Annotated in this window: 12 protein-coding genes; 4 read left to right on the top strand and 8 right to left on the bottom strand. The window is 71.8% G+C overall.

The features are described 5' to 3' along the window. Positions 1-24: 24 nt before the first annotated feature. Positions 25-360 carry an STAS domain-containing protein gene (locus tag ACGFI1_RS37830; RefSeq protein ID WP_138636689.1) on the bottom strand — a complete coding sequence of 112 codons (336 nt, stop codon included), beginning with the start codon at positions 358-360 and terminating at the stop codon, positions 25-27. 203 nt (positions 361-563) lie between these two features. Between ACGFI1_RS37830 and ACGFI1_RS37825 the strand changes: the two genes are divergently transcribed. Beyond that, positions 564-947 carry a hypothetical protein gene (locus ACGFI1_RS37825; protein WP_240807598.1) on the top strand — a complete coding sequence of 128 codons (384 nt, stop codon included), beginning with the start codon at positions 564-566 and terminating at the stop codon, positions 945-947. Between the two features lie 23 nt (positions 948-970). Here ACGFI1_RS37825 and ACGFI1_RS37820 read toward each other — a convergent pair whose 3' ends face one another. Together ACGFI1_RS37820 and ACGFI1_RS37815 are read right to left on the bottom strand one after the other, a co-directional pair. Continuing rightward, entirely contained in the window at positions 971-2089 is a 1119-nt protein-coding gene (locus tag ACGFI1_RS37820) for a sensor histidine kinase (RefSeq protein WP_392792494.1), read from the bottom strand. Then, positions 2086-2832, bottom strand: a complete 747-nt coding sequence (locus tag ACGFI1_RS37815; protein WP_392792492.1) for a response regulator — start codon at positions 2830-2832, stop codon at positions 2086-2088. The genes ACGFI1_RS37820 and ACGFI1_RS37815 overlap by 4 nt, the downstream gene beginning before the upstream one ends. A gap of 191 nt (positions 2833-3023) precedes the next feature. Here ACGFI1_RS37815 and ACGFI1_RS37810 point away from each other — a divergent pair, with 191 nt between their 5' ends. Together ACGFI1_RS37810 and ACGFI1_RS37805 are read left to right on the top strand one after the other, a co-directional pair. Next, the gene (locus ACGFI1_RS37810; protein ID WP_171069016.1) at positions 3024-3194 is read left to right on the top strand and encodes a hypothetical protein; all 171 of its coding nucleotides are present in this window, start codon (positions 3024-3026) and stop codon (positions 3192-3194) included. Between the two features lie 87 nt (positions 3195-3281). Next, positions 3282-4838, top strand: a complete 1557-nt coding sequence (locus ACGFI1_RS37805; RefSeq protein WP_392792489.1) for a long-chain-fatty-acid--CoA ligase — start codon at positions 3282-3284, stop codon at positions 4836-4838. 44 nt (positions 4839-4882) lie between these two features. On the opposite strand, the gene ACGFI1_RS37800 is transcribed toward ACGFI1_RS37805, so the two are convergent. From ACGFI1_RS37800 to ACGFI1_RS37790, 3 genes are all read right to left on the bottom strand, one after another. After that, complete coding sequence (locus tag ACGFI1_RS37800) at positions 4883-5761, bottom strand: endonuclease/exonuclease/phosphatase family protein (protein ID WP_392792487.1); 879 nt, start codon at positions 5759-5761, stop codon at positions 4883-4885. A 164-nt stretch (positions 5762-5925) separates the two neighbouring features. Further along, complete coding sequence (gene tuf, locus ACGFI1_RS37795) at positions 5926-7110, bottom strand: elongation factor Tu (RefSeq protein WP_387069001.1); 1185 nt, start codon at positions 7108-7110, stop codon at positions 5926-5928. Positions 7111-7453: 343 nt separating this feature from the next. Beyond that, positions 7454-8671 carry an MFS transporter gene (locus ACGFI1_RS37790; protein WP_392792484.1) on the bottom strand — a complete coding sequence of 406 codons (1218 nt, stop codon included), beginning with the start codon at positions 8669-8671 and terminating at the stop codon, positions 7454-7456. Positions 8672-8705: 34 nt separating this feature from the next. Between ACGFI1_RS37790 and ACGFI1_RS37785 the strand changes: the two genes are divergently transcribed. Continuing rightward, positions 8706-9908 carry an arginine deiminase gene (locus ACGFI1_RS37785; RefSeq protein ID WP_392792482.1) on the top strand — a complete coding sequence of 401 codons (1203 nt, stop codon included), beginning with the start codon at positions 8706-8708 and terminating at the stop codon, positions 9906-9908. A gap of 488 nt (positions 9909-10396) precedes the next feature. Here ACGFI1_RS37785 and ACGFI1_RS37780 read toward each other — a convergent pair whose 3' ends face one another. Together ACGFI1_RS37780 and ACGFI1_RS37775 are read right to left on the bottom strand one after the other, a co-directional pair. Next, a complete protein-coding gene (locus ACGFI1_RS37780) occupies positions 10397-10918 on the bottom strand; it encodes an ATP-binding protein (RefSeq protein WP_387069168.1) in 522 nt (173 codons plus the stop codon). 395 nt (positions 10919-11313) lie between these two features. Next, on the bottom strand, positions 11314-13320 hold the full coding sequence (locus ACGFI1_RS37775; protein WP_392735464.1) for a sensor histidine kinase: 2007 nt from the start codon (positions 13318-13320) through the stop codon (positions 11314-11316). Positions 13321-13386: the final 66 nt, after the last annotated feature.

The raw sequence follows: 13386 nt of genomic DNA, 5'->3' as shown, positions 1-13386 counted from the left end.
GCCGGGCCGGATGGGTCGGACGGGTCAGCCGGCGTCCAGCACCGGCGCGGCCTTCGTCACGGTGAAGACGGTGTCGAGCCCGGTGACCTGCAGGATCCGCTGGACGGCCGGGCGCGGGGCGGCGAGTTCCAGCGCGCCGCCCTGCTCCTTGAGCCGCTTCATCGCCGAGAGCAGCACGTTCATGCCGGTCGAGTCGCAGAACTCGACGCCGCTCAGGTCGACCACGACGCGGGTGACCTCCTCGCGGAGCAGCCCCGCGAGGGCCGCCTGCAGCCTGGGCGCGGTGTACAGGTCCAGCTCGCCGGTCGCCGTGACGACGGCGTGACCTCCTTGAGACGCGGTCGAGACATTTAGCTCCACGTTCGGCACACTATCTCGGGAACGGCCGGTGGGCCAGGCAGTTCGCCAAGTCCCCTGTGCGGTGGGTGTTTCCTGGGCGTGTCGCCGCCTTGCCAGCCCCGCACGCTTTGGTTACTACGTACCGTGATGTCCTGGTTTCGGCGTTCCTGCGGCGCGATCACGCCCGGACCATCTCCTCGGTTCCCCCCTCACGGGAGGCCGGAGTGAGAGAGGCTGAGCGGGTGCAACCGAAGGCCGATCCGAGAGAGACCCGGCTCCGCGAACGCCTGGAGGCGATCCGGACCCGCTCGGCGAAGTCCAGCTCGTGGCGGACGTCCACCCAGCTGCTGTCCCGCCTGGTGAACCGGAACGGCTTCGTCCCCGTCCGGACGCGCCTGTCCCGCGAGGACCTCGCCTTCCTCGCCGGCGCCCGGGAGGAGGTCATCGCGTTCGCCGACCTCGGCGTCCGGCTCCTCGACCTGCACCGCCCGCAGGAGTCCGGCGGCATCACCAGCGACCCCGACCGGCCCATCCGCCGCTGCCGGGCCTGCATGTCCCGCTGGCCCTGCCCCACCTTCCGCACGATCGCCGAGACCCTGGAGACCTGAGGCCGCCGGGCGACCGGGCGGCCTCAGACGGCGGTCAGCGGGAGCCGGACCTCGAAGCGGCAGCCGGGGCCGTCGTTGGCGACGCCGATCCGCCCCGCGTGCGCCTCGACGATGCCGCGGGCGATGGCGAGGCCGAGGCCCGCGCCGCCGCCCGGGGTACGGGCCGCCTCGCCGCGGAACGCGACGTCGAACACGCGCGGCAGGTCGGCCTCGGGGATCCCGCCGCACGCGTCGGCGACCGTCACCCGCGCCTCCCCGTCGGCGACCTCGCCGATGATCTCGACGGAGCCGTCGCCCGGGGTGTGCCGGATCGCGTTGACGACCAGGTTGCGCAGCGCCCGGCCCAGTTCCCCCGCGTCCACCTGGACGGGCAGCCCCTCGCGGACGTCGCCGCGCAGCCGCACGCCCTTCGCGCGGGCGAGCGCCTCGGTGCCCGCGACCGCCTCCGCGACCAGGTCCGCGAGGCCGACGCGCTCGCGGGACAGGCGCAGCGCGCCCGCGTGGATCCGGGACAGCTCGAACAGGTCGTCCACCATCTCCGTGAGCCGCTCCACCTCGACGCGGATCCGGCCGTGGTAGCGCTGGACGGTGTGCTCGTCGGCGACGACCTCGTCCTCCAGGGCCTCGGCCATCGCGCGCAGGCCGGCCAGCGGAGTGCGCAGGTCGTGGCTCACCCAGGCGACGAGCTCCCGGCGGCTCGCCTCAAGGGCCTGCTCGCGCTCGTGGGACGCGGCCAGCCGGTCGTAGGCCGCCTCCAGCTCGCGGGACAGCTCGGCCAGCTCGGCGGGAAGGCGCGCCGCGGGCGGACGGAACCGGTCGGCTCGGACCGCCTCCACCAGCGTGCGGTTCGCGGCCACCAGGCGGCGCCCGAGCAGCACCGACACCGCCATCGCGACCACGCCCGCGGACGCCACGACCGCGAGGACGACCGCCCGGTCATGGTCGTTCAGCACCATCATGAACGAGATCACGATGATGCCGGAGATCGTCGCCAGCACCGTCGCCACGCCCACGACGATCATCTGGGTGGCGACCGAGCGGCCGCGCAGCACGTACAGGGCGGCGAGCGCCACCGCCGCCACGGTGCACGCGGCGAGCACCGCGTACCAGACGACCCACAGCAGGTCCTCGAAGGGGATCACGGCTCGTCCACCACGCGCCCGTCCACCAGAGGCTCGTCCACCACGGGCTCGTAGCGGTAGCCGACGCCCCACACAGTGACGATGCGGCGCGGGGCGGTCGGGTCGTCCTCGATCTTCTCGCGCAGCCGCCGGACGTGCACGGTCACCGTGGAGGAGTCGCCGAACGTCCAGTCCCAGACCCGCTCCAGCAGCTCGTCGCGGGTGAACGCCCGCCGCGGGTGCCGGAGCAGGAACGCCAGCAGGTCGAACTCGCGGGAGGTGAGCGCGAGCCGCTCGCCGCGCAGCTGCGCCTCGTGCGCGCCGACGTCCACCGCGAGGTCGCCGTCGCGCAGCGGCCCGGCCGGGACGGCGGGCACCAGCGCCCCGCGCGCCCGGCGCAGCACCGACCGGACGCGCAGGGCCAGCTCGCGCGGGCTGAACGGCTTCGTCACGTAGTCGTCGGCGCCGGTCTCCAGCCCGACGAGCCGGTCGGTCTCGGCGCCGAGCGCCGTCAGCATCACGATCGGCACGGCCGAGGTCTCGCGGAGGCGGCGGCACACCTCCAGGCCGTCCATGCCGGGCAGCATCAGGTCGAGGACGATCAGGTCCGGCGGCTGGTCGAGCGCCCGGCGCAGCGCGGTCGGGCCGTCCGCCACGCAGGCCACCTCGTGCCCGTCGCGGGCCAGGTAGCGGGCGACGACCTCCGCCACCGTCGGGTCGTCGTCGACCACCAGGACGCGTCCCGCGGGGGTCACGGAGTTCACGCAGGACACGGTATGCGGTGGACGCGGCCGCCCCGCGTCCACGTCACCACCCTGTAAGGATTTGCGGCGGCCGTAAGGGTTCGCCTCAGGGGTTCTCAGGGTGCGGCTCCGCCGCGCGTCGGGGACGGGTCAGGGCCAGGGTCGTTCCCAAGGGTGATGTCCCCCGCCGAACCGGCGCATACGGTGGAGACATGGGTAAGACGATCCTGACCATCATCGGCGTAGTGCTCGCGATCTGGCTGGCGATGACCGTCATCGGCGCCATCATCTCGATGCTCAAGTTCTTCTTCTTCATCGGACTCGTCGCCGTCATCGTGGTACTCGCCGTGACCGCCGTGTCCAAGATGTCCAAAAGCCGCTGACCGAGCAGCTCATACCCCTTGCGGGGCGTCGCCGGTGACCGCATGATGCCGGAATAACCAGGCGGTCATCGGCGAAAGGGACATACCGTGCCCGGTCTGACTGAGGTGCTGCGCGAACGCGCACGTTCACATCCCGATCGCCTCGCGTACATCGCGGGCGACAATGAGATCACCTTCCGCGACTTCGACCGGCGCGCCGACCGGGTCGCGAACGCGCTCACCGCCGCGGGCGTCGGCCCCGGCGACCGGGTCGCGATCCTCGACAAGAACTCGCTCGAATACGCCGAGCAGCTGTTCGGCGCGGCCCGCATCGGCGCCGTCCAGGTGCCGGTGAACTACCGGCTGGCCCCCGACGAGGTCGCCTACATCGTCAACAACGCGCAGGCGAAGGTCTTCATCGTCGGGCCGGAGTTCGTCCCCGTCCTCGACGCGATCGCCGGCAAGCTCGAACACACCGACCACATGGTGGTCGTCAACGGTCAGGACCACGCCTACCGGGACTACGCCGCCTGGGTGGACGCGGCGCCCGACACCCCGCCCGAGCACGAGCCCGAGACGTCGGACGTGTTCGTCCAGCTCTACTCGTCCGGCACGACGGGGCTGCCCAAGGGCGTCATGCTGACGCACGACAACTTCCTCGCCGCGCTGAGCGTGACCACCGACGTGTGGGACATCGACGAGTCGTCCGTCCTGATGGTCGCGATGCCGATGTACCACGTCGCGGGCAACGTCCTCACCGTCTCCGCGGTCTACAACGCGATCACCGGCGTCATCGCCCGCGAGCCCGACCCGACCCTGATCGCGCAGGCGATCGAGCGGCACCGCGTCACGCACATCTTCCTCGTCCCGGTCCTGCTGCAGTTCATGCAGCTGATCCCGGAGGTCGCCGCGTGCGACCTGTCCAGCCTGAAGCTGATGCTGTACGGCGCGTCCCCGATCAGCGAGGACGTCCTGCGCGGCGCCATGCGGATGCTGCCGGGCACCGAGTTCATGCAGGTGTACGGGCTGACGGAGGTGACCGGCGCGATCACGATGCTGCCCGCCGCCGACCACGACCCGGACGGCCCGAACACCCACCGGCTGCGCAGCGCCGGGCTCGCCAACGACACCACCGTCCTCAAGATCGTCGACCCGGCGACGCAGGAGGAGGTCCCCGCCGGGCAGGTCGGCGAGATCCTCTGCCGGACCCCGCAGAACATGAAGGGCTACTGGGGGATGCCGGAGGCGACCGCGAGCGCGCTGTCCGACGACAACTGGTTCCGCACCGGCGACGCGGGCTACCTCGACGAGGACGGCTACCTGTACATCCACGACCGCGTCAAGGACATGATCATCTCGGGCGGGGAGAACATCTACCCGGCGGAGGTGGAGAACGTCCTGATGGGCCACCCCGCCGTGTCCGACTGCGCGGTCATCGGCGTCCCGGACGAGCGCTGGGGCGAGACCCCGAAGGCGCTGGTCGTGCTGTCGTCGGACGTCCCCGAGAAGGACATCATCGACTACTGCCGCGAGCATCTCGCCCACTTCAAGTGCCCGAGCTCGGTCGAGCGCCGCGACGAGATCCCGCGCAACCCCACGGGCAAGATCCTCAAGCGCGAGCTCCGCGCCCCCTACTGGCAGGGCGAAGAGCGCTCAGTGCACTGACGTGACCGAACCGCCGGGGGCGTCCACCGCCCCCGGCGGCCGCGTCACTTGAAGCGGACCTCGGCGGACATCGGGCGGTGGTCGGACGTCCGGACGCGGGTGGCGGGGACGCTGCACGAGACCCCGGCCGCCTTCGGGATGAACAGGTAGTCGGTCTTCTGCACGGCGGCGCCCTGCCAGTTCTGGCGGGTCATCGCGCCGGTGCGGGACGAGCCGGACTGGTCGCACTCGGCGTAGGCGCCGTAGAGCGGGTCGAGGGCCGGGCTGTCCGGGCTGTCGGCGAAGTCGCCGCCGAGCAGGACGCGGCCGCCGCCGCCGAGCACGGCGAGCGCGCGGGCCTCCTTCTGCCGCCAGTCGCCGCCCTCGGACGGGTCGAGCCGCGTGACGCACACCCGGGTCGCCCACGACGCGACCTCGCCGCACAGCGCGATGCGCGTCCGGCCCGCCGGGGCCGGGAGCTTGGCCTGGCGGGTCTCGGTCAGCGGGCTGTCGGTGCCGATCGCGACGCCGACCCGGCCCTGGCCCTGCGCGCAGGACGCGCCGCCGGGGGTCGCGGCGAACGCCCACGTCCAGGTGCCGGTGGACTGCTCGGCGGTGCGGACCTGCCCCTCGCAGACCTCCTGGAGGAGGACGGCGTTCGTCTTGACCTTGCGCCCGCCGACCTCGGTGGCCCGCGTCCGCTGGACGATCTGCTTGGCGAGCGCCGCGGGCTCCGCCGCGGACGGGCAGCCGGGGCCGCCGCAGACGTTCCAGGTGACCGCGTTGATCGTCACCGCGGCGGGGCGGGGGGCCGGGGCGTCGGCGTGGGCGGGACCTCCACCCCCCGGCAGGCCGTCGATGCTCGCGCCGGTGGCGGCCGCGGTGACGACCGCGGCGGCCGCGCAGACCGAGAGCAGGGGAATCAGGGCGCGGGGGGATCGCACACGTTCTCCAGTATGAGGCTATCTGCGGGGGTAATGCCGAAATCTCACCACATCAAGATCGCATCCGCCAGCGTTTCACGACCAAGCGGTCATCCCGGATACGGCGATTCCCGGCGCCCCAAGGCTAAGGGGCCCGGCGGATGCTCCCGCCGGGCCCCCGCCCGCTAGCCGAGCAGCTCGGTCACCGTGCCGGCGCCGACCGTCCGGCCGCCCTCGCGCACCGCGAAGCCGAGCCCCTCGGTCATCGCGACCGGCCTGCCAAGCTCGACGGCCATCTCGACGGTGTCGCCGGGCAGCGCCATGCCGCCCTCGCCGCCGAGGTCGATGCCGCCGACCACGTCCGTCGTGCGGAAGTGGAACTGCGGCCGGTACCCGTGGAAGAACGGCCTGGACCGGCCGCCCTCGGCCGCGGTCAGCACCCGGACCCGCGCCCGGAACCGCGTGTGCGGCCGGATCGCGCCCGGCGCGCTGACCACCTGCCCGCGCCGCACCTGGTCGCGCTTGACCCCGCGCAGCAGCATCGCCGTGTTGTCGCCCGCCTCCGCGCGGTCCATGGTCTGCCCGAACGTCTCCAGCCCCGTCGCGACGGTGCCGAACGACTCGCCGAGCCCGACGACCTCGACCGCGTCCCCGAGCCGGACCGAGCCCTGCGCCACGACCCCGGTCACGACGGTGCCGCGCCCGGTGATCGTGAGCACGCTCTCGACCGGCATGAGGAACGGCGCGTCCAGCACCCTGCGCGGGACGGGCACGTACGCGTCGATCGCGTCGAGCAGGTCGCCGATGCGGGCCGTCCAGTACGGGTCGCCCTCCAGCGCCCGCAGCCCGGACACCCGGACGATCGGTATCTCCTCGCCGGGGAACCCGTACTCGGAGAGCAGCTCCCTGACCTCCAGCTCGACGAGGTCGAGCAGCTCGGTGTCGTCCACCATGTCGGCCTTGTTCAGCGCCACCACGATGTGCTCGACGCCGACCTGCCGCGCGAGCACGACGTGCTCCCGCGTCTGCGGCATCGCACCGTCCTGCGCGGAGACCACGAGCACGGCCCCGTCCACCTGGGCGGCACCGGAGATCATGTTCTTCACGTAGTCGGCGTGCCCCGGCATGTCCACATGGGCGTAGTGCCTGGTCGCAGTCGAGTACTGGACGTGCGCGACGTTGATGGTGATGCCGCGGTCGCGCTCCTCCGGGGCTCGGTCGATGCGGTCGAACGGCACCGCCGACGCGAGCCCGCGCTCGGCGAGCACCTTGGTGATCGCCGCGGTCAGCGTCGTCTTGCCGTGGTCGACGTGCCCCATCGTCCCGATGTTCAGGTGCGGCTTGTCGCGCTCGTAGAGCTTCTTCGCCATGGTCTTTCCGTCCTCACGATGCCGAACGTGAGAACCCGCGCGGCGCACGGGCCGCGTTCACTCGGACCACCCCCCTCCGCTGGTTCTCCGGAGGCAGGACGGAGAGGGGTCAGCGTCGGACGCCGTCTGCGGCGACCGCTGCCGCGAAGAAGGCGACCGGCAGCGCGCTCAGCAGGTCGGTGCCTGCGAGCGTCGGAGTGCCGGCCGCGATGAACATGTCCCGCACATTACGGAGCCCGCCGGCGGAAGTCGAAGCATTAAAAAGGAAGCAGCCGGCGCCGCGCTCAGCGGGATGATGACCGCGAGCGTCCGGGCGCCGGCTGCAAGCCTCGCTGTCCGGACATTACGGGCGAATACCATCCACGTCGACCGGTTTTCGGCGCCCGGGGACGTACAGCAGGAGCATCCCCGCCGCCGCGCCGACGAACTGGAACCCGGCGATCCCCAGCACCAGGCCGACGGGGCCGACCGCGTCCGCCGCGACGGCCGTCAGCGCGGCGCCGAGCGCGGACGCGCCGATCTTCAGGCTGCCCGCCGTCGTGTTGACCTGGCCGAGCCGGTCGGGCGGCGACTCGCGCTGGCGGAGCATCAGCGTCGCCGCGAACACCGGCCCCTCCGCGATCCCCGCCGCGACGAACGCCGCCGTCGCCCACGGCAGCGACGGCGCCACGGCGAGGGCCGCGAGCGACGCCCCGAACGCGACCAGCCCGGCCACCATCACGGGCTCCGCATGCTTCGGCGTCAGCCACCGGCTGGACGCCAGCGACCCGATCAGCGACCCGACCGCCAGCGCGACGAGAAGCCGTCCGCCCGCGCTCGGCGGGGCCCCGATGTGCTCGGCGAGCAGCACCGCCGTCACCGCGACGCCCCCGAAGCCCGTCCAGGCGAGCGTCGTGGCCACCGTCAGCGCCCGCAGGACCCGCCCCTCGACCAGCACGACGAGCCCACCCGTGATCACCGAGAGACCACCCCGCCTCTCCGCCGGCGGCGCGGCGTCCGGCCCCGGAAAGGGAAGAAGCGGCAAGGTCAGCAGCCCCAGGACCCCCACGGCGACGACGGCGGTGCCCGCATACTGACCGCCCGCCAGCGAGGCGAGCGCCGCCGCGAGACCGGGCCCCGCGATGCCCGCGAGGTTGTAGCTGGACGCCTCCAACCCATAAGCACGCGAAAGTCGTCCCTCCGGGACGAACCTCGGCAAAAGGCTGGTCAGCGCGACCACGATCGGCTCGGTGCAGCCGATCACCGCGGCGATCGCGAGCGCCAGCACGAGCGGCGAGCTTCCCGCCGTCGCCAGCAGCAGCCCGGTGGCCACGGCGTAGCAGGCCGCGAGAACCACCGCGACCGACCGGGGACGCATCACCCGGTCGAGCGCGCTGCCGATGATCGGCCCGCTCAGCACGTACGGCAGCGTCATCGCGGTCTGCAGGTACCCGGCGGTGGCCGCGTCCCCCGTCCGCGCCTCGACGGTCAGCACCAGCGCCGTCGCGACGCCCTCGGCCGACACCCGCAGCAGCGTCGCCGAGGTGAGGTGAAGCGGCAGCGCCGCGGTCCGTCCGAACACGCTCGAATGCTGGCACATGCTTAGACTTCGAAGAGTGACGGCAGCGAAGACAGAGCACCGGGTCACCAGTGAGGTCGGACGGCTGCGGACCGTCCTGCTGCACCGCCCCGGCGCCGAACTGAAACGGCTCACCCCGCGCAACAGCGACAAGCTGCTGTTCGACGCGATCCCGTGGGCGGGTCGCGCCCAGGAGGAGCACGACGCGTTCGCCGAGGCCCTCCGCTCCCGCGGCGTCGAGGTCCTCTACCTGACCGAGCTGCTCCAGGACGCGCTGGAGTACGAGCCGGCCCGCGACCAGGCGATCGCCGACGCCGTCGTCGACCTGCGCCTCGGCGACCAGCTCCGCCGCATCGTCGAGGAGTACCTCCGCGACCTCGACCCGGAGAACCTCACCCAGACGCTCATCGGCGGCCTCGCCCACGAGGAGCTGAAGTCCGGGCACGGCCTGGTCTACCGGCTCATGGACCGGCTCGACTTCATCATCGACCCCCTGCCCGGCCTGCTGTTCACCCGCGACAACAGCACCTGGATCGGCGACCGCGTGGCGGTGACGAGCCTCGCCATGGAGGCCCGGCGCCGCGAGTCGGCCCTGACCGGCCTCGTCTACGCCCACCACCCGCGCTTCGCCGACGTGGAGCCGGTGTACTCGCCGTCCCTCGAACACGTCGAGGGCGGGGACGTCCTCCTGCTGTCCCCGGGCGTGATCGCGGTCGGCACCGGCGAGCGGACGACCCCCGCCGGCGTCGAGCGCCTGGCCCGCCAGGTCTTCGCGGCGAACCTGGCGCACACCGTCCTGGCGGTCCCGATCGCCCAGGAGCGCGCCACCATGCACCTCGACACCGTCTGCACGATGGTCGACGTCGACACCGTCGTCATGTACCCGCCGGTGGCGCACTCGCTGACGGCCCACACGGTCACCGTCGCCAGTGGCGACCTGCGCGTCTCGGAACCGCGCCCGTTCCTGGAAGCCGCCGCCGAGGCGATGAAGCTCGACCGCCTCAAGGTGATCGACACCGGCCTGGACCCGGTCACCGCCGAACGCGAGCAGTGGGACGACGGCAACAACACCCTCGCCGTGGCCCCCCGCCTCTGCGTCGCCTACGAGCGCAACATCGAGACGAACGCCCAGCTGGAGGCGTCGGGCATCGAAGTGATCCGCATCAGCGGCAGCGAACTGGGCACCGGCCGAGGCGGCCCCCGCTGCATGTCCTGCCCCGTCCTCCGCGACGACATCTGACCCGCACGACCACCACCGGAGAACGGCGCAAGTCACGGCCGCCGAATGGCCATGACCAGCACGAACAAAGCCGCGCACCCCACCACCTGGCACAACAGCGTCCAGAGGCATCGCGATCCACGAAAACGGATCAGAGAGAACCACGCACAAAGCGCCAGGGACGCACCAGCATCAGCCGAGGGACCCCGGCCGAGCGCGAGCGGCAAGCCGATCGTCCGTAAGCGAGATTGTCGACAAGGGTCACGTTGCGATCGCGTCCGAAGGCAGGTTTCGAGCGAAGCAAGAAACCTGATCGCGAAGCGAGCCGCAAGGCGAGCCGGAGCGATGCAGCGATCGCCGTTTTGCTCGTTGAAGGAAGGCGCCCCAGCGCCTGACGCCGAGAGCAAAAAAATATAAACAGCTCGGGCGGTGTCGACGGGGGCACGACAGCGCCCGAGCTTGGGAGGACCATACAAGGTCGGGCGGGGTTCCTTCCAGGCGGGGCCCTCTTATGCCGGATATGCCCCGCTTGGGGCACTTCCATTCCTGCTTCTGTTGCACAGATCTTCGTCGGGCTCGTCCAGCAGGTCCGGAAAGGCCGACAGATCGGGCACTACGGCGTGCATGCCGGCGGGGGCGGAGCGGCCGTTGTCCTCCGTTGACCTGGGAGCACGCAGAACGGCCCACACCGTGGTGGCGCCCTCTTCGTGGCGCACGCCCCAGCCGTCGGACAGGGCCTCCACGATGCCGAGGCCGCGGCCGCCGAGCGAGGAGAGCGTGCCCGGGCCCCGGCGCGGTTCGGTCATCGCACCGCCGTCGCTGACCTCGAGTTCGAGGACGTCGCCGCGGCGCAGCCAGCACACCCGGACCTGGCCGGACGGGAGCGGGCGGGCGTGGCGGAGGGCGTTGCTGATGAGTTCGCTGACGATGACGCTGGCGTCGTCCACGACGGATTCGTAGACCCCCGAGTCGACCAGCTCCGAGCTGAGGCGCCTTCGGGCGACCGCGACGCTGGACGGTGCGTGTGGCAGCAGTACGACGCTCAGACGCCCTCACCTCCCCCTGGTTCCGCTACTCGGACGAGTCCCGTCGTCGCTCTTCCGGTACGACCGAAATGCCCTGATGGCCAAGACCGGAAACCCGGACCATCCAGGTCATCACCTGCACAACGAGTCACCGGCCGTCCGGTCACGGTGATCACCCCCGGAACGGAATCTCGTCACCAACGGCAACCATCAAAGGATCTATCCAGCCAACGGCGGACTTACTCCTCCCGCACGCGTTTCGTCCATCACACCCTGCGGTCACCGTACTTTCTCGCACCAACCCAGGTTGCCACCCGTCGAGACCGCTGAACGCCCAGGTCACAACGGTCTCACCGGGCCGCACCGCAGGGAGTGTCGTCACGGTGAGTGACCAAACCGGGTCAACGGGCACCGCGCAGCACGAGCCGCATGCACGTTCCCTCGCCCGCACGCGCGCCACCTGCGGGTCCGCGGCCGGGCGCGGTCCGCAGGAGCGCGGGCGGACGGCTTATGGTCCGTTCCATTTCCGGCACTTCACCACTCGGGGTGACGTTGTCCGCTTTCATGTGAGATCCCTCACGTTCAGCCGGATGAGCTGAAATTCTCCCGCCTTGTGCCTCTGTCAGCCGTTTGACGATGTACAGCCCGAGCCCGATGCCGCCGAAGCGGCGGCGGTCCCCGGCGTCCCCCTGGACGAACCGCTCGAAGATCCGCTCATGGTCGCCGGCCGGGATGCCGATCCCCTCGTCCACGACCTTCACCACGATGTCGGCGCCCTCCGGGTAGGCGTGGACGCTGACCGTCCCGCCGTCCGGCGAGTACTTGAACGCGTTCTCCAGCAGCTGCCCGAGCACGATGTCGGTCGCCATCGCGTCCCCCCGGCACGGCGGCAGGTCGGGCGCGATCTCCAGCTCGACGCGGTGCAGCGGCGACAGCGACCGGAACCCGGCGACGACGCCCTCCAGCACCCGGCTCAGGTCGAACGGCTCGATCGTCACGGCCAGCTCGTCGGCCCCGGCCCGGGAGCCGAGCAGCAGGTGCTCGACGAGGCGGGCGAGGGACTGGGCGCGCTCGGCGATGGTGGCGACGGCGGTGCGGCGGTCGGCGTCGGCCAGCTCGTCCCACCGGTTGACCAGGGTGGACGCGAAGCCCTGCACGACCGTGATCGGGGTGCGCAGCTCGTGGCTGGTGGTGGCGAGGAACAGGTCCTTGGCCTCTTCGAGCGCCTTCGCCTCGGACACGTCGCGGAAGTCGACGACCAGCTCGCCGGTCTCCTCGATCTCGGCGGCGAGGACGTTCAGCCACGTCCCCGACTCCAGCCGGAACGTGAGCATCTCGCCGAGCGCGGGCATGCCGAACGGCAGCGGGCGGCCGATCGCCTCCTCCGGCGGGACGCCGGTCAGCGCGTGCGCGGCCGGGTTCCACTGCCGGACGACGAGGTCGTGGTCGAGCACGGCGATGCCGTCCGCGCTGGAGTCGATCACCGCGCGCTCGTGCGCCCGCTGCCGGACGACCTCCGCGTACGCGACGGCGTTGCCGACCGCGACGCCGGCGTGCCCGGCGAGCAGTTCCAGCAGCTCCAGCTCGGTGTGCCCGGCCTTGCTGCCGGAGAAGAGCGCGTAGAGCGCGCCGTACGGCCGGTTCTGCAGGTAGGACAGGCCGAGCGCGATCGTGTGCAGGCCGGGCAGCTCGGACCAGATGAGGTCGCCGAGGCGCCGCGCGCCGGTCGCGAGCTTGACGGTCTTGCCGGACCGCAGCAGCTCCCCGACGAGGCTCGGCCGCAGCTCGGCGGTGCGGTCGCGCATGTGCTCGGGCAGCCCGGTCATGCTGACCAGCCGCAGCCGCTCGCCCTCGATCCGGACGAAGCCGCCCGCGTCGGCGCCGGTCAGCTCGATCAGCGCGGTGGTGATCCGGTCGAGGACGACGTTCAGGTCCAGCTCGGCGTTGAGATCGGCGACGATGTCGTTCAGCCGCCGGACGAGCCGGGCCCGCTCGGTCATGTGGTGCTGGACGATCTCGTCCTCCTCGACCGGGTGGTACACCCCCACCCAGCCGAGCAGCGTGCCGCCCGGGTCCTGCAGCAGGCTCGTGTCGATGCGCACGTCGATGAGGCGGCCGTCGCGGTGGAAGCGGCGGGTGGCGATCGAGATCTGCCCGCTGTCGCCCGGCCCGGCGGGCCGGGTGAGCAGCCGCTCCTGGACGGCGTTGTGCTCGGCCTTCAGCTCGTGCGGGACGATCGGCGGGACGCGCCCGATCATCTCCGCGGCGCTCCAGCCGAACATGCGCTCGGCCGCCGGGTTCCACACCGTGACCCGGTGCCGCTGGTCCACCGCCACGATCGCGTCGGCGGCGCTCTCGATGACGGCCCGCGCGATCGGATCGTGGACGTGCTCGTACACGTCTGTCATCGTGCCACCGGACTCCGGCGCGGCGCCGGGTAACTTGCATCGAAAATTGCCACGGGAACCTTACCT

It is taken from the genome of Actinomadura geliboluensis, from assembly GCF_043197915.1.
Taxonomy (GTDB): domain Bacteria; phylum Actinomycetota; class Actinomycetes; order Streptosporangiales; family Streptosporangiaceae; genus Spirillospora; species Spirillospora geliboluensis.
This window is presented reverse-complemented; position numbering and strand designations above follow the sequence as displayed.

Bases quoted from the DNA above. Each gene is read 5' to 3' on its own strand.
- ACGFI1_RS37775 (WP_392735464.1), bottom strand. From the start codon at position 13,320: ATGACAGACGTGTACGAGCACGTCCACGATCCGATCGCGCGGGCCGTC.
- ACGFI1_RS37810 (WP_171069016.1), top strand. From the start codon at position 3,024: ATGGGTAAGACGATCCTGACCATCATCGGCGTAGTGCTCGCGATCTGG.
- tuf (WP_387069001.1), bottom strand. From the start codon at position 7,110: ATGGCGAAGAAGCTCTACGAGCGCGACAAGCCGCACCTGAACATCGGG.